Origin of the sequence: Kitasatospora sp. NBC_00374 (assembly GCF_041434935.1) — a bacterium.
Taxonomy (GTDB): domain Bacteria; phylum Actinomycetota; class Actinomycetes; order Streptomycetales; family Streptomycetaceae; genus Kitasatospora.
Window position 1 is genome coordinate 2,166,825 of sequence record NZ_CP107964.1, and the last position, 18,992, is coordinate 2,185,816.

General features: G+C 73.7%; 21 protein-coding genes. 8 read left to right on the top strand and 13 right to left on the bottom strand.

The features are described 5' to 3' along the window. Positions 1–62 precede the first annotated feature (62 nt). Entirely contained in the window at positions 63–626 is a 564-nt protein-coding gene (locus OG871_RS09625) for a hypothetical protein (RefSeq protein WP_371495935.1), read from the bottom strand. 200 nt (positions 627–826) lie between these two features. Here OG871_RS09625 and trxA point away from each other — a divergent pair, with 200 nt between their 5' ends. Beyond that, positions 827–1,213, top strand: a complete 387-nt coding sequence (gene trxA / locus OG871_RS09630) for a thioredoxin (RefSeq protein WP_371495937.1) — start codon at positions 827–829, stop codon at positions 1,211–1,213. Between the two features lie 115 nt (positions 1,214–1,328). On the opposite strand, the gene OG871_RS09635 is transcribed toward trxA, so the two are convergent. Then, on the bottom strand, positions 1,329–1,958 hold the full coding sequence (locus OG871_RS09635; protein WP_371495939.1) for a TetR/AcrR family transcriptional regulator: 630 nt from the start codon (positions 1,956–1,958) through the stop codon (positions 1,329–1,331). Positions 1,959–2,094: 136 nt separating this feature from the next. Between OG871_RS09635 and OG871_RS09640 the strand changes: the two genes are divergently transcribed. After that, on the top strand, positions 2,095–3,615 hold the full coding sequence (locus OG871_RS09640) for an APC family permease (RefSeq protein WP_371495940.1): 1,521 nt from the start codon (positions 2,095–2,097) through the stop codon (positions 3,613–3,615). Positions 3,616–3,729: 114 nt separating this feature from the next. After that, positions 3,730–5,148, top strand: a complete 1,419-nt coding sequence (locus OG871_RS09645; RefSeq protein WP_371495941.1) for an NAD(P)/FAD-dependent oxidoreductase — start codon at positions 3,730–3,732, stop codon at positions 5,146–5,148. Between the two features lie 15 nt (positions 5,149–5,163). Here OG871_RS09645 and OG871_RS09650 read toward each other — a convergent pair whose 3' ends face one another. Then, positions 5,164–5,925, bottom strand: a complete 762-nt coding sequence (locus OG871_RS09650) for a pirin family protein (RefSeq protein WP_371495943.1) — start codon at positions 5,923–5,925, stop codon at positions 5,164–5,166. Between the two features lie 161 nt (positions 5,926–6,086). Between OG871_RS09650 and OG871_RS09655 the strand changes: the two genes are divergently transcribed. Together OG871_RS09655 and OG871_RS09660 are read left to right on the top strand one after the other, a co-directional pair. Further along, positions 6,087–7,175 (top strand): WD40/YVTN/BNR-like repeat-containing protein, encoded by a 1,089-nt coding sequence (locus OG871_RS09655; RefSeq protein ID WP_371495944.1) that lies wholly within the window; start codon positions 6,087–6,089, stop codon positions 7,173–7,175. Between the two features lie 142 nt (positions 7,176–7,317). Then, positions 7,318–7,737: a molybdopterin-binding protein gene (locus OG871_RS09660; RefSeq protein WP_371495946.1), complete on the top strand. Its 420-nt coding sequence runs from the start codon at positions 7,318–7,320 to the stop codon at positions 7,735–7,737. Between the two features lie 32 nt (positions 7,738–7,769). On the opposite strand, the gene OG871_RS09665 is transcribed toward OG871_RS09660, so the two are convergent. After that, positions 7,770–8,003: a hypothetical protein gene (locus tag OG871_RS09665; protein ID WP_371495948.1), complete on the bottom strand. Its 234-nt coding sequence runs from the start codon at positions 8,001–8,003 to the stop codon at positions 7,770–7,772. 458 nt (positions 8,004–8,461) lie between these two features. Here OG871_RS09665 and OG871_RS09670 point away from each other — a divergent pair, with 458 nt between their 5' ends. Next, entirely contained in the window at positions 8,462–9,502 is a 1,041-nt protein-coding gene (locus OG871_RS09670; protein WP_371495950.1) for a Scr1 family TA system antitoxin-like transcriptional regulator, read from the top strand. A 3-nt stretch (positions 9,503–9,505) separates the two neighbouring features. Here OG871_RS09670 and OG871_RS09675 read toward each other — a convergent pair whose 3' ends face one another. From OG871_RS09675 to OG871_RS09700, 6 genes are all read right to left on the bottom strand, one after another. Continuing rightward, positions 9,506–10,279, bottom strand: coding sequence for a trans-aconitate 2-methyltransferase (locus OG871_RS09675; RefSeq protein ID WP_371495952.1), 774 nt, complete (start codon positions 10,277–10,279; stop codon positions 9,506–9,508). Positions 10,280–10,366: 87 nt separating this feature from the next. Then, the gene (locus OG871_RS09680; RefSeq protein ID WP_371495953.1) at positions 10,367–10,891 is read right to left on the bottom strand and encodes a GNAT family N-acetyltransferase; all 525 of its coding nucleotides are present in this window, start codon (positions 10,889–10,891) and stop codon (positions 10,367–10,369) included. A 130-nt stretch (positions 10,892–11,021) separates the two neighbouring features. Further along, a complete protein-coding gene (locus OG871_RS09685; protein WP_371495955.1) occupies positions 11,022–11,885 on the bottom strand; it encodes a leishmanolysin-related zinc metalloendopeptidase in 864 nt (287 codons plus the stop codon). A 54-nt stretch (positions 11,886–11,939) separates the two neighbouring features. Beyond that, entirely contained in the window at positions 11,940–12,617 is a 678-nt protein-coding gene (locus OG871_RS09690; protein WP_371495957.1) for a hypothetical protein, read from the bottom strand. Continuing rightward, positions 12,614–13,705 (bottom strand): hypothetical protein, encoded by a 1,092-nt coding sequence (locus OG871_RS09695; protein ID WP_371495959.1) that lies wholly within the window; start codon positions 13,703–13,705, stop codon positions 12,614–12,616. Before OG871_RS09695 ends, OG871_RS09690 begins: the two co-directional genes overlap by 4 nt. A 366-nt stretch (positions 13,706–14,071) precedes the next feature. Further along, positions 14,072–14,578, bottom strand: a complete 507-nt coding sequence (locus tag OG871_RS09700; RefSeq protein WP_371495961.1) for a molybdopterin-dependent oxidoreductase — start codon at positions 14,576–14,578, stop codon at positions 14,072–14,074. 349 nt (positions 14,579–14,927) lie between these two features. Between OG871_RS09700 and OG871_RS09705 the strand changes: the two genes are divergently transcribed. Next, positions 14,928–16,412 carry a PucR family transcriptional regulator gene (locus OG871_RS09705; RefSeq protein ID WP_371495963.1) on the top strand — a complete coding sequence of 495 codons (1,485 nt, stop codon included), beginning with the start codon at positions 14,928–14,930 and terminating at the stop codon, positions 16,410–16,412. 38 nt (positions 16,413–16,450) lie between these two features. On the opposite strand, the gene OG871_RS09710 is transcribed toward OG871_RS09705, so the two are convergent. Together OG871_RS09710 and OG871_RS09715 are read right to left on the bottom strand one after the other, a co-directional pair. Next, positions 16,451–16,963 carry a protein phosphatase gene (locus OG871_RS09710; protein ID WP_371495965.1) on the bottom strand — a complete coding sequence of 171 codons (513 nt, stop codon included), beginning with the start codon at positions 16,961–16,963 and terminating at the stop codon, positions 16,451–16,453. Between the two features lie 113 nt (positions 16,964–17,076). After that, positions 17,077–17,541: a MarR family winged helix-turn-helix transcriptional regulator gene (locus tag OG871_RS09715; RefSeq protein WP_371495967.1), complete on the bottom strand. Its 465-nt coding sequence runs from the start codon at positions 17,539–17,541 to the stop codon at positions 17,077–17,079. A 129-nt stretch (positions 17,542–17,670) separates the two neighbouring features. On the opposite strand from OG871_RS09715, the gene OG871_RS09720 reads away from it, so the two are divergent. Continuing rightward, positions 17,671–18,453: a dioxygenase gene (locus tag OG871_RS09720; protein WP_371503259.1), complete on the top strand. Its 783-nt coding sequence runs from the start codon at positions 17,671–17,673 to the stop codon at positions 18,451–18,453. Positions 18,454–18,565: 112 nt separating this feature from the next. Here OG871_RS09720 and OG871_RS09725 read toward each other — a convergent pair whose 3' ends face one another. Then, positions 18,566–18,964: a VOC family protein gene (locus OG871_RS09725; protein WP_371495968.1), complete on the bottom strand. Its 399-nt coding sequence runs from the start codon at positions 18,962–18,964 to the stop codon at positions 18,566–18,568. Between the last annotated feature and the right edge of the window lie 28 nt (positions 18,965–18,992).

The window sequence follows — 18,992 nt, forward strand, 5'->3', positions numbered from 1 at the left end:
GGTGCGGCGCGGGCGCCCGCGCCGCACCCGCCCCGGTCGGCTCCCGGCTGTCGACTGGCGGCTCAGTAGCCGTAGCCGCTGTCGCTCGGGCTCGGGCTGGCGGCGGTGGCGCCGGCCTTCGTGCCGGTGGGCGTGGAGGCGAACCAGGTCCCGCCGACGCCCTGGCCCTTGGTGTCGCCGGGCTTGGTGTCCTGGGCGTAGCGGTACAGCGGCCAGCCGTTCAGGGTGAGCTGCTTGCTGCCGTCGGCCCGGGTCACGGTGCCGACCAGCTTGCTGTCGATGCCCTTGAGCTGGGGGTTGTCGGTGGCGGTGGCCGGCGGCCAGGTGGTCGCGCAGGCGCCGTTGCAGTTGGAGGCGGACGGCTTGGCGGTGTCCTTGTCGAAGCGGTACAGGGTGTAGCCGGTGGCGTCGGTGACGATCGTGCCGAGGGTGCCGGAGGTGGCCGTCTGGAGCGCGGCCTTGCCGCCGCCGTCGGCGGGGGCCGGGGTCTGCGCGGCGCCCGAGGAGGCGGCCGGGGCCGGGGCTGCGGAACCGGCCGGGTCGCCGTCGGGGTCACAGGCCGTGACGAGCGCGAGGACGGCGACGGTGGCGGCGGCGAAGACGGCGGCGCGGCTGTACTTGGGCATGGCGATTCCCCCACAAGGCGTGTGTCGGTTGGTAGTTCGGGCGGCTGTGGTGCCCCCGCGGGCGCCGTCCGGCACCCGCTCATCCAGGGATACGCACGCCTCGGCGGCAGCGTTCAACGTCACGGAAAGTTTTTTCGGAATAGACCGGGCGCCGCGCCGGTTGACGGGACCGAGTCACTACGAAGGGCAGGGAGAACCCGATGAGCACGGTCGAACTGACCAAGGACAACTTCGACGAACTGGTCCAGGCCGAGGGCAAGGAGTTCGTCCTCATCGACTTCTGGGCGGGCTGGTGCGGCCCCTGCCGGATGTTCGCGCCGGTGTACGAGCGGGCGGCGGAGCGGCACTCCGACCTGACCTTCGCGAAGGTGGACACGGAGGCGCAGCAGGAGCTGGCGGCCGCCTTCGACATCCAGTCGATCCCGACGCTGGCGATCATCCGTGAGGGTGTCCTGGTGTTCGCCCAGGCGGGGGCTCTGCCGGAGCCGGCCCTGGAGAACCTGATCGAGCAGGCCCGCAAGCTGGACATGGCCGAGGTGCACGCCAACGTGGCGGAGCAGAAGGCGAAGGCCGAGGCGCAGGGCTGAGGCGCAGGCGCAGGGCTGCGCGCTCCACGAGCGGTGGGGGCCGGGACGAGCCGGCCCCCACCGGCCTGTCCGGGGCCGGCCCGGTGGGCCGGTGCGCCGGTGGTGCCGCGCGGGTTCAGGAAGCGCGGGCCGCGAGGCCGTCCAGCAGGAGCCGCAGAGCCAGTTCGAATCCGCGATCGTCCAGCCCCGGGCCGCGTTCGGCGGAGGCTTCGAGGGCGCCGGCCAGCGCGGGGTGGTGCGGGCGGTAGGAGCCGGCGTCGCGGGTGAACCCGGCGCTGAAGGTCTCCAGGGCCGAGCCGAGGACCAGGTAGTCCAGGGCGGCGGCGGCCTCGGCTGCGTCGGCGGGGGCGAGGCCGGCCCGGCCGAGGGCGGCGAGCAGGGTGTCGTAGGTGAGCAGCTGCCGGCCGGCCTCGACCCGGCGGCGGGCGAGCAGCGCGATGGTGTTGGGGTGGCGCAGGAAGACGGCTCGGTAACCGCGGGCGTACGCGGCGAGGTCCTGGCGCCAGTCGGTGGTGGCCGTGCGCCGCAGCGGGGTGAGGTCGATCTCCTCGTTGACCAGTTCGGCGAGCGCGTCGAGCAGCTCGTCCTTGCTGGCGACGTGGTTGTAGAGCGAGGCGGCCTTGACGCCGAGGCGGTCGGCCAGGGCGCGCATGGTGAGGCCGTCGGCGCCGCTCGCGTCGATCACGTCGAGTGCCGCCCTGGCGATGACGTCCCTGCTCAGCAGTGCCCTGCTCGGTCGCCCCACGCTCCCCCGCCCTTCACATGTGCTGTCGACGCGGTCACGTTACATCCTGGTGTCGACCCCTTCCGCTCCCCGGTGTCACCGGCTACCGTCCCCGACTAACAAAGTTAGTTTTTGTCGACGGCAAGGTGGCCCGGACATGACCGAGAACCCTCCCAGAGCACACGCCCCCGCCCCGGCGGCCGACGGCGACCAGCTCGCGGCCCTCGGCTACCGGCAGGAGCTGCGCCGCAGTCTCGGCGTGCTGGGCAACATCTCGATGGGCTTCGCCGTCGTCTCCCCCGTGGTCGGGCTGTACGCGGTGGCCCAGGTCGGGATGGGCGTGTTCGGCGGCGCCTGGGTGTGGGCGCTGCCGATCTGCCTGCTCGGCCAGCTGCTGGTGGTCTGCGTCTACTCCGAACTGGCCTCGCAGTGGCCGCTGGCCGGCGGCGCCTACCAGTGGAGCCGCCGGCTGGCCGCACCCTCCTTCGCCTGGATGACCGGCTGGATGTGGCAGTTCGCGGTGATGTTCGCCAACACCACCGTCGCCTACCTCGCCGCACCCTGGTTCTTCGCGCTGTTCGGCGCCGCCCCGACCCCGGCCCGGCTGGTGCTGGCGGCCGCCGCCTTCATGCTGGTCTGCACCCTGGTCAACGCCTACGGCATCAACCTGCTGCGCCGCATCGTCTCGCTCGGCATCGCCGCCGAGGCCGTCGCCTCGGTCCTGGTCGGCCTCGCCCTGCTGCTGTTCTACCGCGAGCACGGGATCTCCCTGCTCGCCGACACCCTGGACGCCCCCGCCACCACCGGCACCGGCGGCCTGATGTCCTTCCTCGCCGTGGTCGCCGTCGGCGGCTGGGCCTTCATCGGCTTCGACGCCTGCGTCTCCACCGCCGAGGAGACCAAGGACGCCGCCCGCCAGGTGCCGCGCGCCATGCGGTGGGCGCTGCTCAGCGTCGGCGCCGTGGTGATCCTGAACGCGGTCTCGGTGGTGCTCGCCCACCCCGACCCGGCCGCCGTGGTCTCCGGCGCCGACCTCGACCCGGTGACCACCGCCGTCACCACCGGCTTCGGCGACTGGTCGGCCAAGCCGTTCGTGGTGGTCGTGCTGATCAGCTTCACCGCCTGCCTGATGGCCTCGCAGGGCGGCGCCGCGCGCGGCCTCTACTCGCTCGCCCGGGACGGCGTCTTCCCGTTCGCCGACCGGGTCCGCAAGGTCAACCGCCACCAGGCCCCGGTCGGCGGCCTGGTCGCCGCCACCCTGATCAGCGCCGCCGCGCTGCCGCTCGGCCTGGAGTCCACCGCGATCGGCAGCCTGATCACCTTCGGCACCGCCGCCACCTTCCTGCCGTTCTTCCTGCTCAGCCTGGCCGCGCTGATCGCCCGGCTGCGCGGCACCTGGCGCCCGGCCGGAGCGGTCTCGTACGGCAGGTGGGGCACCCCGCTGAACGTGCTGGCCGTGCTGTGGACCGGGCTGGAGGTGCTCAACATCTGCTGGCCGCGCGCCGTCCTGGCCCCGCCCGGCGCGCCCTGGTACCAGGTCTGGGCCGCGCTGCTCGGCACCGGCGTGGTCACCCTGGTCGGCCTCGGCTACCTGCTGGTCCGCCGCCCGCAGCGGCTGATGACCGGCCCCGTCCCGGAGCGCCCGGACACCGGTGAGCTCGCCCCCGCCCTGCTCTGAGCACGCACCGGATCTGTTCCCCCGGCGACACACCGGCTCCCGGCGCTGGCCACGGCACCGCCCCCCGGCAGAGGATGGGGCCGGTGCCACAGCGTCCGACGTCGAGGGAGAGCCATGTCCGAACAGGCCGATGAGTACGACGTGGTGGTCCTCGGCGGCGGCCCGACCGGCGAGAACCTCGCCGACCGGACGGCCGCGGCCGGGCTGCGCACGGCGCTGGTCGAGAGCGAACTGGTCGGCGGCGAGTGCTCGTACTGGGCCTGCATGCCGAGCAAGGCACTGCTGCGCCCGGGTTCGGCGCTCTCCCACGCCCGCGCGCTGCCCGGCGTACCGGCGGAGGGCCGGCTGGACCCGGCGGCCGTCCTGCGCCGGCGCGACGAGTTCACCTCGCACTGGAAGGACGACGGCCAGGTCGACTGGCTGCGCGGCGTGGGCATCGAGCTGGTGCGCGGCCACGGCCGGCTGGCCGGCGAGCGGAAGGTGCGGGTCGGCGACCGGGTCCTGACGGCACGTCACGCCGTCGCGGTCTGCACCGGCACCCGGGCCGCCCTGCCCCCGGTGCCCGGCCTGGCCGACGCCCGGCCGTGGACCAGCCGGGACGCCACCAGCGCCCAGCGGGTGCCCGGGCGCCTCGCGGTGGTCGGCGGCGGGGTGGTCGCGGTCGAGATGGCCACCGCCTGGCGCTCGCTGGGCTCCGAGGTGGTGCTGCTGGTGCGCGGCGGCGGCCTGCTGGACCGGATGGAGCCCTTCGCCGGGGAACTGGTCGCCGACGGGCTGCGCGCGGCGGGCGTGGACATCCGGCTGAACACCGAGGTGGCCGAGGTCCGCCGGGACGGCGACGGGCCGGTCGAACTGCGGCTGTCCGGCGGCGGTTCCCTCACCGCGGACGAGGTGCTGTACGCCGTCGGGCGGACCCCGAACACCGGGGACATCGGCCTGGCCACGGTCGGCCTGAAGGACGGCGGCTGGCTCCCGGTCGACGACAGCTGCCAGGTCACGGACGTCCCCGGCGGCTGGCTGTACGCGGCCGGGGACGTCAACCACCGCGCCCTGATGACCCACCAGGGCAAGTACCAGGCCCGGATCGGCGGCGCCGCGATCGTCGCCCGCGCACGCGGCGAGCGGACCGACACCGGCCGCTGGGGCGCGCACGCCGCGACCGCCGACACGGCCGGCCCGCCGCAGGTGGTGTTCACCGAGCCGGAGGCCGCCTCGGTCGGCCTGACGGCCGCACAGGCCGCGCAGCGCGGCCTGAACGTGCGCGCCGTCGACCACGACCTCGGACAGGTGTCCGGTGCCTCCCTCTACGCCGACGGGTACACCGGCCGGGCCCGGGTGGTGTTCGACCAGGACCGGTCCGTGGTGGTCGGCGCGACCTTCGTCGGGCCGGCGGTCGCGGAGCTGCTGCACTCCGCGACCGTGGCCGTGGTCGGCGAGGTGCCGATCGACCGCCTCTGGCACGCCGTCCCGTCGTACCCCACCATCAGCGAGGTCTGGCTGCGCCTGCTGGAGGGCTGCCGGGACGGCCGGTAGCCGGTCCGGCCGGCCTCAGCCGACGGTGACGGCGGCGTCCATCTCCCACTGCAGCACCTCGGCGCCCTCGGGGCCGGCGGTCACCCGCTGGCCCTCGGCGCCGGTGATCCGCGCGGCGTCGCCCTCGCCCAGCAGGCCCGCGCCCTCGACGGAGACCTCGCCGCGCGCCACGTAGAGGTGGACGAACGGGGCGGTCGCCAGCTCCAGCGTCTCGCCGGGGCGGACCCGGGCGACGTGCAGCGCGGCGTGCTTCTGCCGGATGCCGATCGCCCGCTGCGCGGAGTGCTTGGTCATCCCGGACGCGAGTGTCGTCCAACCACCCTGGGCCAGCTGGTCGTTGATGTCCAGCTGCTCGTAGCCGGGCACGGTGCCGGCCGCGTCCGGGATGGTCCACATCTGCACGAAGCGGACCGGCTCGCGGTGCTCGGGGCTGCCGTCCAGCGTCCAGGAGTCGTTCCTCTCGCTGTGCAGGATGCCGGTGCCGGCGCTCATCCGCTGGGCCAGGCCGGGGTAGACGATGCCGTTGTGGCCCTCGGAGTCCTGGTGCACCAGGGCGCCGTCCAGCACCCAGGTGATGATCTCCATGTCCCGGTGCGGGTGGGTGTCGAAGCCGGTGCCCGGCGCGACGGTGTCGTCGTTGGAGACCAGCAGCAGGCCGAAGTGGGTGTTGGCCGGGTCCCAGTGCCGCGAGAAGGAGAAGGAGTGCCGGGAGTCCAGCCAGCCCGTCCGGGTGTGGAAGCGCTCGTCGGCGCGGCGCAGGTCGATCGTGGAAGCCATCTGCCTCTCCTCCGGTACGGGGCTCCTGGACGGGAGCCATCTTGTTGAATCGTAAACCATCACGGTGGGCCATCCATTCCCGGCGCGGTGGCGTGCGGCCGCAGCGGGCCCGGAGCAGACTGACGCCCGGGGGCCGTACGACTCTGGGCAGGTGGTTCGCCATGACCGAGGTGCTGCTGGCCGTCGGCACGCAGAAGGGCCTCTTCCTGGGCCGCAGCGAGGACCGGAAGGACTGGTCCTTCACCGGGCCGCACTTCCGGATGAACGCCGTGTACTCGGTCGCCGTCGACCGGCGCGACGGCCCGGTCCGCCTGCTGGTGGGCGCCGACTCCAGCCACTGGGGGCCCTCCGTCTGGTGGTCCGACGACCTCGGCGCGAGCTGGCAGGAACCGCCCCGGCCCGCGGTGCGGTTCCCCGAACGCACCGGCACCTCGCTGGAACGGGTCTGGGCCCTGCACCCGGCCGGTCCGGAGGCCCCCGGCGTGGTCTACGCGGGCACCCAGCCCGCCGCGCTGTTCCGCTCCACCGACCGCGGCGAGAGCTTCGAGCTGGTCGACGCGCTCTGGGAGCACCCGCAGCGCGCCGAGTGGAACGCCGGCTTCGGCGGCCAGGGCCTGCACACCGTGCTCACCGACCCGCGCGACCCGGACCGGGTGACCGTCGCCGTCTCCACCGGCGGCGTCTACCGCACCGAGGACGGCGGAGCCAGCTGGCGGCCGTCCAACCACGGCATCAAGGCCGAGTTCCTGCCCGGCCCGGACCCGGAGTTCGGCCAGTGCGTGCACAAGGTCGCCGCCGACCCCGGCGACCGCGACCGCCTCTACCTGCAGAACCACGGCGGCGTCTACCGCAGTGACGACGGCGGCGGCAGCTGGCACCCGATCGAGGACGGCCTGCCCGCCACCTTCGGCTTCGGCATCACCACCCACCCCCGCACCCCCGGCACCGCCTACCTCTTCCCCCTCGACGCGGACTACGCCCGCCTCCCCGCCGGCCACCGCTGCCGGATCTACCGCACCCGGGACGGCGGCGAGAACTGGCACCCGCTGTCGGCCGGCCTGCCGGAGGGCGCGCACTACGGAGTGGTGCTGCGTGACGCGCTGTGCACCGACGACGCCGAGCCGGGCGGCGTCTACTTCGGCAACCGCAACGGCGAGGTGTACGGCTCGGCGGACGAGGGCGAGACCTGGTCGCTGCTCACCTCGCACCTGCCGGACGTGCTCTGCGTCCGGGCCGCGGCCATCGGCTGACGTTGCATCCGCAAGCCCTGACGCGGCCTCGCCCTGGCACCTGCGAAACCCCTCCGACCTGGGGATTCACCGAGGCCTACAGTGGCGGTGGCACGTCCGGGAACATCCCTTCCGAGCGACGAGATCGAGGCATCGACCCACCATGAGCCTGAGCATCCGCAACCAGATCCCCGGCACAGTACTCTCCGTCACCACCGGGGCCGTCATGGCCACCGTCAAGGTCAGCGTCGCCGGCGGTCAGGAGCTGACCGCCGCGATCACCGTGGACGCCGTCAAGGAACTCGACCTGCACACCGGCACCAAGGTCCGGGCGCTGGTGAAGTCCACCGAGGTCGCCCTCGCCACCGGCCCGCTCACCGGCGTCAGCATCCGCAACCAGCTCGCCGGCACCGTCACCGAGGTCGCCAAGGGCGGCGCGATGGCCGGCGTCAAGGTCTCCGTCGAGGGCGCCGAACTGACCGCCGCCATCACCGCGGACGCCGCCGACGAGCTCGGCCTGGCCGCCGGCTCGTCCGTGGTCGCACTGATCAAGTCCACCGAGGTCTCGCTGGCCTCCGCCTGACCACCCTCCCCCGCCCGGCGGCCGACCACCCGTCAGCCACCCGGCGGGGGACGGTCGTCGACCTCGCACCACAGCATGCCGCCGTCACGGGTGCTGTGCCCGAACCGGTCCGCCAGCCCCAGCGCGCGCAGGACGGTCGACAGCCGCTCGGGATCCCGGGGCGCCCGCGCCGAAACCCGGTAGCCCGACGGCGCCCTGGCCAGGTGGGCCCGGGTCCCGGCCGCGACGGCGAGCCCGGCGGCGATCGAACGCGCCCGCACCAGCACCGCCCGATCGCCCGGCGCGGCGGCCGGTCCACCCGCCCGACGAGGCGGCGGATCCGCACGGAAACAGCGCCCGGACGCCGGCGCCCACCAGGCCGCCAGCAGGGAACGGACCGCCCTCACGCCGACTCCCCCGGTGCGGCACGGTCGTGCGGGTCACCGAGCTGACCGACCTCCGCCGTCCACTCCAACCCGCCGCCCTCCGGCCGCAGGTAGTACCGCCCGCCCCGCACGTCCATGAGGACGCCGTTGCGCCCGGCCCTGCGGTCGCGGACCAGGTCACCCGGGCGAAACCGGGCCCCTCCCGCCTCCGCCCCAACCGTGCCCGTCCGCCCCCCACGCTCGCACTCCGCCATCACCGACTCCTCTCCGTAGTCGTTCCGCCACACATCATGGCCGCGGCGCACTAGGATCGGAACGGCTTGAACTTGACAGGCGAACCTGTTGAACCGGGGGCTTCCATGAACCTGCGGGACCTCGACCCCTCCGCCTCGCCGCTGGCCGCCTTCGGGGTACAGCTGCGCAGGTCGCGGACGGCGAAGGACCTGACCCAGAGCCAACTGGGCAGTCTGGTCAACTACTCCGGCGCCTACGTCTCGTACGTCGAACGCGCCGACCGCGTCCCGTCCGCGAAGTTCGCCGCCCGGGCCGACGACGTGCTGGAGACGGGCGGCACGCTCTCGCTCATGTGGTGGCACCTCGGGCACGACTCGCTGATCGAGGGCTTCCCCGAGTTCGCCGCTCAGGAGGCGGTGGCCACCGAGCTGCGGCTGTTCGAACTCGGCATCATCCCGGGCCTCTTGCAGACAGCTGCGTACGCGAATGCCGACCTGTCCGGCTCCGTCGCGCGCGGGACGATCACCCAGGACCAGTCGGACGAGCGCCTGGCCTTCCGACTTGGTCGGCAGCGCCTGCTGGAACGTACCCCGGCGCCACTTCTGCACGCTGTCCTCGACGAGAGCTGCATCCGGCGTGAGGTCGGCGGACCTGCCGTGATGACTGGTCAACTCAGACACCTCGAACGGCTGGCAGAACGGCCGAACGTCATCATCCAGATGGCTCCGTTCGGCCTCGGCGAGAGGCGGCCGTTCACCGGCGCCGTCACACTGCTGGCACTTCCCGGCCGGACGTCGCTGGGGTACACCGAGACGCTACGGCGGGGCTACCTTGACCGGGACAGCGAGACCGTCGGCGCCTGGGCGGCGGACTACGATCGGCTCCAGGTGGAGGCTCTGTCCCAAGCCGATTCCCTCGCGATGATCCGCGACGCACGGAAGGAACTGGGCCGCATGATCGAGGAAGTTGACCTGACCGGCCCCCCGTGGCTCAAGTCGAGCTACAGCAGCGGCGGCGGCCAGTGCATCGAGGTCGCCCCGGGACACCCGGGGGTCGTCCCCGTGCGGGACTCCAAGGACCCGGCAGGGCCCGTCCTGACCTTCCCCGCCCGCTCCTGGAGAGCCTTCGTCACCGCAGTCGCGGACGGCGAGTTCGGCTCCGTCTGAGGCTCAGACCGTACGGGCGAGGAACAGGTCGGTGACCGCGGCGAGTTCGATGGTGCCGCCGTGGTCGTCGATGGTCCGCGCGACGTGGGCGAGGGCTGCCGCGCGGGCGGTGTCGGGCATCATCCGGTACTCGGAGATCGACGTCAGCAGGTCGAGGTAGCCGGCCGAGGTGTAGGAGTGCCGGCCGCGGTAGCGGCGGTTGACGTGGTCGGTGAAGCGGGTGTCGCCGGCGAGCTGTGCGGCCGGCCAGTCCCCGCCGACCTCGATGTCGCCCGCCAGGGACTCGGCCGGCGCGCCGTGCGGGATGTGGCTGGGGTCGGTGCCGTACCGCCGGTTCACCGCCGCGAGCGCGGCGAACAGCGCCGCGTCCGCGACCCCGAAGGCGTTCCAGAACAGCGCGAGAGATCCACCGGGTTCCAGGGCGGCGTGCGCGAGGTCCCAGCTGCGGGCGGGGTCGATCCAGTGCCAGGCCTGGGCGCTGAAGAGCAGGCCGTACCGGCGTGCGGGCGTCCACTCCTCGAAGGCGACGACCTCGACCGACACGCGCGGGTCGGCGGCGAACCGGCCTGCCAGGCGGTCGGCCATCCGGGCGTCCGGCTCCAGGCAGGTGAGGTCCAGTCCGTGGGCGGCGAAGGACGTCGTGGCCTTGCCGGTGCCCGCGCCGACCTCCAGCACCGGCCGGCCGGGGCCGGCGAACGCCAGCACGTCGGCCACCAGCGCCTCCGGATACCCGGGGCGGGCGGCCTCGTACTGCTCCACCGCTTCCCCGAACACCACGCGCCGCTCACGCCCCGCCATCGCCACCCCGCCCGTCGCCCGGCCCTGCCCGATCACCCCACCGTAGTCGGCCGCCCCGACGGCCCGTCAGCGAAGCTCACCTTCGAGCAGCCCCATCAGGAGCTGGTCGTGCCACCGGCCGTCGCGGCGGAACGACTGCCGCAGGCGGCCCTCCTCGACGAAGCCGACCTTCTGGTAGATGTGCCGGGCGGGGTGGTTCTCGGCGACGACGGTCAGCTGGATCCGGTGCAGGCGCATCTGCTCGAAGCCGTACCGGCACATCGTGCGCATCGCGTCGGTGGCGTAGCCGCGGCCCCAGTGGTCCTTCTCGCCGAGGTAGACGTCGATCTCGGCGATCCCGGTCTCCGGCTCGGCGCCGTGCAACCGCACCAGGCCGACCAGCCGGCCGTCGGCCTTCGCCTCGACGCCGTACAGCACGTCCTGGTACCTGTTGCGCTCGCGCTCCGCCAGGCCCTTCACGACGGTGGCGAGCGTCTGCCGGTAGCCGTCCTCCATCCACCGCATCACCTCCGGATCGCTGTTCCAGCGCCACAGCGCCTCGGCGTCCGACGGCTCCATCGGGCGCAGCTGCACCAGCTCTCCGGGTACCACGGCATCCTCCGGGGGTCATTGCCACGCGGGCGCGCGGACCCCGGATTCCTAACAGCCGTCGGGCCGGACGATCAACCGGATTACGCGGCGCCCGGGCGCCACCCCGGGCCGGGACGGGGCGGAGGCGGTGTCAGGGCCGCCCGGCGGGGCTCCGGCTGGGGATGACCGGGAGCACGATGCCACCGTGGACCAGGCCTTCGCGGAAGAGCGACTCGCCCGATCTGGCGGCGGCGAGGAGGTCGGGGAGGTCGTAGGGCTCGGCGGCGTCGACGTCGACCTGGTAGCCCAGGTCCTCCAGGCTCGCCGCGGTCAACCGGCTCAGCGGGTTGCCGGCCGCGGCGATGGTGGGGGACATCAGCTCGTTGCGGAAGACCGACTCACGCCAGTGGCTGTCCCGGGATCCGGGGCCGCCGACGTTCGCCACCGGGACCGGGACGGCCTCACCGGCTCCGAGGAGCTTGCCGAACTCGGCGGAGGCTCCGGGACCGGTGAAGGTGGGGTTGGAGGTGCCGGCGCCGTGGAGGAGGTCGAAGTCGGTCCAGACGGTGCCGATGCCCAGCACATGCCCCATCTCGTGGGTGATGACGTCGACGAGCGTTCCGTCGGTCTCCATCTGCGCCAGGTCGGCCGAGTCGAACCTCATGATCCCCTTCGCCGGGAGCAGCGCTCCGGCGACGGCGGACGCGTCGCGGAAGTCGGTGGGGCCCGCCATTCCGAGCACGTTGCCGACGCCGTCGATGGCCACGCCCTCGGCCTCGACGAGCAGGTCGTCGATCACGTCGTCGCCGACGATCGCGGTGTCCAGGTCACCGACGATGACCTGGACCCAGCGGTCGGCGGCCTGCGCGAACGCGTCGTCCTGACTGTCCGTCAGCCCGCCGAGGAAGCGGACCTCGATCGAGAACGGCGCGGTCGTCCCGGCGAGTTGGCGGGCGCGGGTCGAGTCGGCCACCGCCCGGTAGGACCTGTAGGTCCCCGTACTGTACTTACCCATGATCGCTCCTCATCGATGGTGTTTCCGGTCGGTCCGGCCCGCCCGGGTCGGACGTCATGCCGTCCGCCCTCGGGCCCAGACCGTCGGCTGCTCCCCGAGGCCCGTGAGGCCCGCGGGGGCGGACGCGGGCGGCTGGGGCGCTTCGGGCAACAGCCTGATGCCGCGGTGCAGTTCCACCGCGCCGGGCAGCTCCAGCCGGCCCTGTCGTTGGGCGAGGACGATCTGCTGCGCGGCCAGCCTGCCCGTCACCAGGCAGCGCCCGGAGCGGAGGGCCGTCAGGCGCGCCTGACGCACCACGGCCACCAGCGCCTCCAGGTCGAACACCACGCGCAGGTCGAACTGCACGGTACCGAGGCGGGCGCCGTCCACCAGGACGTCGACGTGCGGGCTGTGCCCCGAGACGATTCGGTGGTTCGCCAGGGCGACGACCTCCTCGCTGTCCGGGGCGTTGCGGGTGCGCCGCGCGGCCTCCCGGAGTGCCGCGTGCCGGCGCCAGCCCCCGGCCGCGAGGTCGAGGAGGTCGAGTGCGAGGAAACCGTCGACCACGGAGGCGAGTTCCCGCTCGACGGCATGCGTGACCGGGGCCGTGAGGCGGGACGTGCCGGCCAGGACGTCCTGCACCGCGCCGTGCTCGTGCAGGGCTTCGGCGAGCGCGTCGGTGGCACCTGCGGGCTCCGCGCCGAGCAGGAGTTCCCGGACGGTGGTGGGCCGGTGAAGAGTGTCGGTGGTCATGCGCCCATCCCCTCGATGGTCTGGGTGCCGGGGTCGGCACGGGGTTCGAGCCGCACGGTGCGGGTCCGCGGGCCGTTCCGCTCGGGCTCGACCAGCTGGACGTAGGCCGGCCCCTCCGGCAGGAGGGTGGCGGTCACGTGCGCACGGGCCGTCCTCGGTACCCGGCCTCGGCGGGCCAGGTAGGTGCCGGCGGCTGCCAGCAGAACGGCTCCGCCGGCTGCCAACCCGATCGGGGTGGCAGCGGACCCTCCACCGCCGGACCCTCCACCGCTCGACCCGCCGCCACCGCCACCCCCGCCACCGCCGCCGCCACCGCCACCGCCGCCACCCCCGCCGTTGTCGGTGTTGGTGTCGGTGCCGTTGGGCAGGACGGTGTAGGAGGCGCTGCCGACGATGGCGCGGTTGTTCACGCAGGCGGCCGACACCTTGTGCACACCCTTCGAAGCGTCCGCCGGAACCGTGATCCGCTCGCTGAACCCGCCCGAGCCGCCGATCTGCACCGTGGCGAGTGTCGTCCCGTCCTCCCAGTACAGCGTCACCCCGGTAGGCCTGGCCTTGCCGGGGCAGACGAACCCGGTCCCGGTGGCCCGGATGTGCGCGCCCGCCGCGCCCCGCCCGGGGTCGAGGACGACCGTCGGCGTCGAGGCCGGCGTCGTCGTCTCCGGGTCGACCGTGAACGCGGCCGTGCCGCTGAGGGTCGCCCGGACCACCGCGGCGGCGTGCTCACCGAGCCCGAGACGCGGCTCGGGGGGTTGGACCGAGCAGGACGCCTCTATCTGGTGCACACCGGCGCTCACCCCTCTGGGGACGGTGAAGGTCACCGAGAAGCCGTCGTAGGTACCGGACGGGGGATTCGGGATCGCGCCGTCGTCGCCGTCCAGGCTCACCCTGAGCGGCGGCGCGCAGCTCCCGAAACCGCTGCCGCTGACGGTGACGGCGGTGCCGACGGGACCGTGGCCGGGGCGGACCGAGATGCCCGCCGCCCCGGCCCGGGTGGGGACCGCGAGAACGGCGAAGACCACGCCGACCGCGATGGCGAGGAGCAGGACGAGCAGCCGTCGGCCGGTGGGGCGGGCCTTCCCGGACATGACCGTCAGTCACCCGACAGCGGCCGGCGCGCGGACCGGCCGGGGCCGGTTTTCCGTGCAGCAGTGAAGGTTGTCGCACATGGCGCACCGTCCTTCAGGAGTGGGTCCCATTCTCCTCTCCGGCAGGGTTCCCGTACAGGTCCCGGCAGCCGGGGATTTCCGGGGAAAGGGCCGATGGCTGGACGTCAGCTCCGCCCGCTGGAGAGAGTCCTGGCAGGTCGGCGATGTCCTGGTGCGCCGGACGACGGGTATTTCCACCCCGGCCGCGTGGGCATTTCTGCCCCTGGAAGGAATGCGGGCGAGGGCGGAGAATATCCGCGGGGGGGAATTCCGTATGGCCGACGACAGGACCGGGATGACGGCCCGTCACCGGGCGCCGGCCGCGCCCACCGGGCCGACCCGGATTTCGCCGACCCAGATCTCGGTGATGCCACTGATGTAGCGCGCGCCGCAGTGGTCGGACGGCACGACGAGCTGCGGGCCGGCCGCGTCCAGCGGGGCGCCGTCGATGCTGGTGGCGAGCAGGATCTGCCGGCCGCCGAAGTCCGGATCGATCTCGGCCCAGGAGAACACGGCCCGGTGGCCGTCCGCGCCGGTGACGGTGAGCAGGAAGGTGAGCCGCTGCTTGCGGCCGGTGAAGTCGATCCGCGGGCGGGCGGCCCGCAGCACGTCCCAGAGCATGGGCCCCTCGAAGCCGTGGCGCCGCAGGCCGCTGCCGAGGCAGTCGAAGCCGGCCTCGACGCGGTGGGCGGGCAGCTCGCGCAGCTCCGCCACGGTGAGGCGGAGCGGCTCGTCCAGGCTCCCGTGCAGTCGGACGGCGGGGGCTTCAGGAGCGACGGCGGGGGCTTCCGGGGCTCTGGCAGGAGTACGCATGGGCCTTCCCTCCCGGGCCGCACCGCGCGCGCGGCCCGGGAGGGCTGGTACCCGCGCCGAACCGCAGATACCCCACATGTAGGCGCATTTTCACCCGCAGATGCCATGAATATGGCGCACAATCCATGGCATCCGAGACGTCTCCGCTGGGCGATGCCCCGATTCAAGCAGGAGCGCAACCGGTCGAACGACTGGCGCCGCACACCAGGTCGGGGGCCCTGCACTGGTCGATCGAACAAGAGGTCGCCCCCATGTCCGCCCTTGCATTTACGATGCCTGTGCGCACCCGCCCCTCGCTTTCGCCATGGGAACGAGCGGCGCGTCCGGCGCGGAGCACAAGGAGCGAGACATGATCGTCGGGGATCTGCTGGAACTGGACAGCCTGCACATCGGGGTCGCCTGGGCCACCCCGGAACTGCTGGGCCGCCGGGTCACCGGGGTGACGTCCACCGACCTTCAGGACCCTGCCCGCTATCTGCAGCCCGGAGAGCTGGTGCTGACCGGCCTGGTCTGGTGGCGGCCCGGCGACACCGACGCCGCCGTCCGGTTCGCCAACGCGCTGCGCAGCGCGGAGGTCGCCGCGCTGCTGGCCGGCGAGGGCACCCACGGCACCGTCCCCGAAGCCCTGGTGAGCGCCTGCCGCACGCACGGCATACCGCTCCTGTCGGTGCCGTCCGGCACCAGCTTCCGGGCCGTCACCGACCGGATCTACCTGCGCCTGTGGGGCGACCTCCAGGCGAGGTCGCAGGGGGTGGCCGCGGTGCCGGAGGCGGTCCGGCGCGAACTGGTCGGGCTGATGCACTCCGACGCCCCCCTGGGCGAGCTGCTCGGCCACGCGGTGACCAGGCTCGGCCTGCCCGACTGCTCGATCCTCACCTGCGGCGGCCGGCTGCTGGCCGCGACCGCGGAGGGCACCGGCTCCCGCGGCAGCGTCCCGATCGGCCCGCCCGGCGACTCGCCGTTCGACGGCTGGCTGCTCCAGCCGCACGTCGAGCCCACCCCGGCGACGGCCACCGTGCTGCACGGCCTCGCCGAGCTGCTGACCCCGCCGGCCACCCGGGCCCGCGCCACCGCGGCGGCCCAGCGGGAGACCGCCGCCCGGGCGCTGCACCTGCTGGGCCAGGACGGTCCGGGTCTGGCCGACACCCTCGGCGCGTGCGGCCTGCCGGACGGCAGCCCGCTCACCCCCGTCTCGGTCCGGATCGAGGGCGGCTCGCCGGTCTGGGCGGCGGCGGCCCTGGCCGACGCCCTGCACCGGCTGGACGCCCCGTTCGCGGTCGCGCCGTACGGGACCGACGGCAGCGCGGGGGCGGTCGGTCTGGTCGCCGCGCCGGCGGCCCGGGTCACCGCGGCGCTGCGGGACGCCTGGCCCGTCCTGCAGACCAGGCTGACCGCGCGCCAGCTGCTGCGCGCCGGGGTCGGGCCGTCCGCCGCGCCGGACGCCGCCGCGCTGCGCGGGGCGCTGGTCCAGGCCGGGTACGCACTGGAGTCCCGGGTCGGCGGGACGGTCGGCAGCAGCGGCGAACTCGGCTCCCTCGCCGAGCTGTTGCGCGGTATCCCGACCGAGGTCACGGCCGCCTTCCACACCCGGCTGCTGGCCCCGCTGGCCGAGCACGACCGGCAGAACGGCGTCTCGCTGCTCGGCACCCTCGGCACCTTCCTCGACCACGACGGCTCGTGGTCCCGTACCGCCGAGGCCCTGCACATCCACGTCAACACCGTGCACTACCGGATCCGCCGGATCGAGGAGCTGACCGGACGCAGCCTGGCCCGGCTGGAGGACCGGCTGGACCTGCGGGCCGCCCTGCTCTGCGCGCCGCCCCGGCGCGGCTGATCCGGGCGCCGGGGTGACGCGGCCCGGCTCAGACCGGCTCAGGCCGGCTCCTCCAGGCCGGTCAGCAGCCCGGCGATGTCCAGGCCGACCTTCAGGTACTGCACGAAGACCTGGTTGTTGAGCGCCCAGGGCGAGCGGCCGCGCCGGATCAGCTCGACGGCGGCCGCCCGGTCGAGGCCGAGGCCGATCAGGGTCTGGGCGACCACCAGGCCGGCGCGGTTGTAGCCGGAGTGGCAGCGCACCAGCACCGTCCGGCCGTCCCGGACGGCCTCCGCGGCGACCACCGCCAGTTCACACACCCGTCCCAACTGCCGTGAGGTCAGCGGCCCGTCGGGGATCTCCGCGATGTGGTGCCCGACCGTGGGGGCCGGCCCGTGGCCGGGCCGGGTGAACAGACTCACCACCAGGTCGAACTCGTCGTCCACCACGACCGGCCGCATCTTGCCTGCGCTGTCGAACCAGTAGTGGCCGCCCATCGACAGGCCGGGACGGATCTCGTTCCAGGGGGCCCTGGGCGGTGGGGTGTCGCGATCGCGCTGCCGTGTCCTCATCCGCCGTCCGCCTTCCGAAGATCCGTTGCCTTCCCTCAACGGCCCTGGCCCGCAAGGGGTTCCACCGCCGGGAGTGACCGGGAGCGGCGGGCCGGGGCGGACGGGGGCGCGGGTCAGCCGTCGGCGGCGCGAAGGCGGTCGCTCACCGTGGCGAGGCTCTCGGCGAGTGCGGCCAGCTGGTCGGGGGTGAGCACGTCGATCAGGGCCTCGCGGACGGCGGCGACATGGCCGGGTGCGGCGGCGCGCAGGGCCTCCCAGCCCTGGTCGGTGATCTCGGCGAAGACGCCCCGCACGTCGCTCGGGCAGGACCGGCGGAAGACCAGGCCGGCCTTCTCCAGCTGGGTGATCTGGTAGGTCAGGCCGCTCTTGGAGGTGACCAGCCGGTCCGCGAGGTCGGTCATCCGCAGCGAGCCGTCGGGGGCGGCGGAGAGCTGGACGAGGATCTCGTACTGGGTGTGGGAGAGGCCCGCGTCCTCCTTGAGCTGGCGCTCCAGGTGACGGGCGACCAGGTTGCTGGCCGCGACGAATCCCCGCCAGGCGGCCATCTCGCGCTCGTTCAGCCATCGGGGTTCGTCCATGGCTGCATCGTACTCCTGTTGTTCAAATTCGAACTCAGGTGTACCTTCGAAGCGTACGGTTCAAATTTGAACCATCTGCTTTCCGGGCCGACCGGGCTCGGCCTGCCGACCCCGACGGAGGAGACCCCGATGAGCACCGCCGCCCCCGAGCGCATGCCCGCGCTCTACCTCTCGCACGGCGCACCGCCGCTCGCCGACGACCCGGTCTGGCCCGGTCAGCTGGCCGCCTGGTCGGCCGGCCTGCCCAGGCCGCGGGCGATCCTGATGGTCTCCGCCCACTGGGAGGAGGCCCCGCTCGCCCTCGGCGCCACCACCACGGTCCCCCTGGTCTACGACTTCTGGGGCTTCCCCGAGCACTACTACCGGGTCGAGTACGCCGCCCCGGGCGCACCCGCGCTCGCCGAGAGCGTCCGCGCACTGCTGCGCGCCCCCGGCACCCCCGTCCAGGACATCCCCGACCGGGGCCTGGACCACGGCGCGTACGTCCCGCTGGTCGAGATGTTCCCCGAGGCCGACGTCCCGGTGCTGCAGATCTCGCTGCCCACCCTGGACCCGCAGCGGCTGATGAAGATCGGCCGCCGGCTCGCGCCGCTGCGCGACGAGGGCGTCCTGATCGTCGGCAGCGGGTTCTTCACCCACAACCTGCGGGCCCTCAGCATGGAGGGGCAGGTCTCCTCGGTGATGGCGGAGTTCGACGACTGGGGGCGCCGGGCGCTCGCCGCACAGGACCTGGACGCGCTGCTCGACTTCGAGAACAAGGCCCCGGCCGGCCGCTTCGCCCACCCGCGCACGGAGCACTTCGCCCCGCTGTTCGTCACCCTCGGCGCGGGCGAGGCCGACCTCGGCAGCCAGCGCAGCGTGATCGACGGCTTCTGGATGGGGCTCGCGAAACGCTCGATCCAGCTCGGCTGAGGCCACCGGGAGGCCCGCCGGGCCGTCGACGGCGAGGACCTCGACGGCGACCTCCCGCCCGGGCGGGGGTCCACGGCATCCGGTACCGGCCCAGGCCGGAGGGCCCCGGGCGTCAGCCCCAGGAGCGGGAGCAGAGCACGAGGCGGTAGCCGTCCGGGTCGGCGACGGTGACGCCGTGCTCGTCCCAGTAGGGGTTGTGCGCGGGGACGCGGGTGCCACCGGCGGCGACCAGCCGGGTGACCAGGGCCTCGTCGACCGGGGCGCCGAGGTAGAGGACGAACAGGTCGTCGACGGTGGGTGCGGGCTCGATCGGGTGCTCGGGGTCGCGGGTGAGTTCGAAGTGCCACGGGCCGCCGGCCGGGCCGACCATCAGCAGGTCGTGCTCGCCGGACACCCGCTCGGTGGTGCGCCACAGCACGTCCAGGCCGAGGCCCTGCACGTAGAAGCGTTCGGCGGCGGCGAGGTCGCCGCAGGGGCGGGCGATGCGGATGTGTGCGCTCGGATCGATCATGGCCGCCAAGCTAGCGGACGGCGTGGTC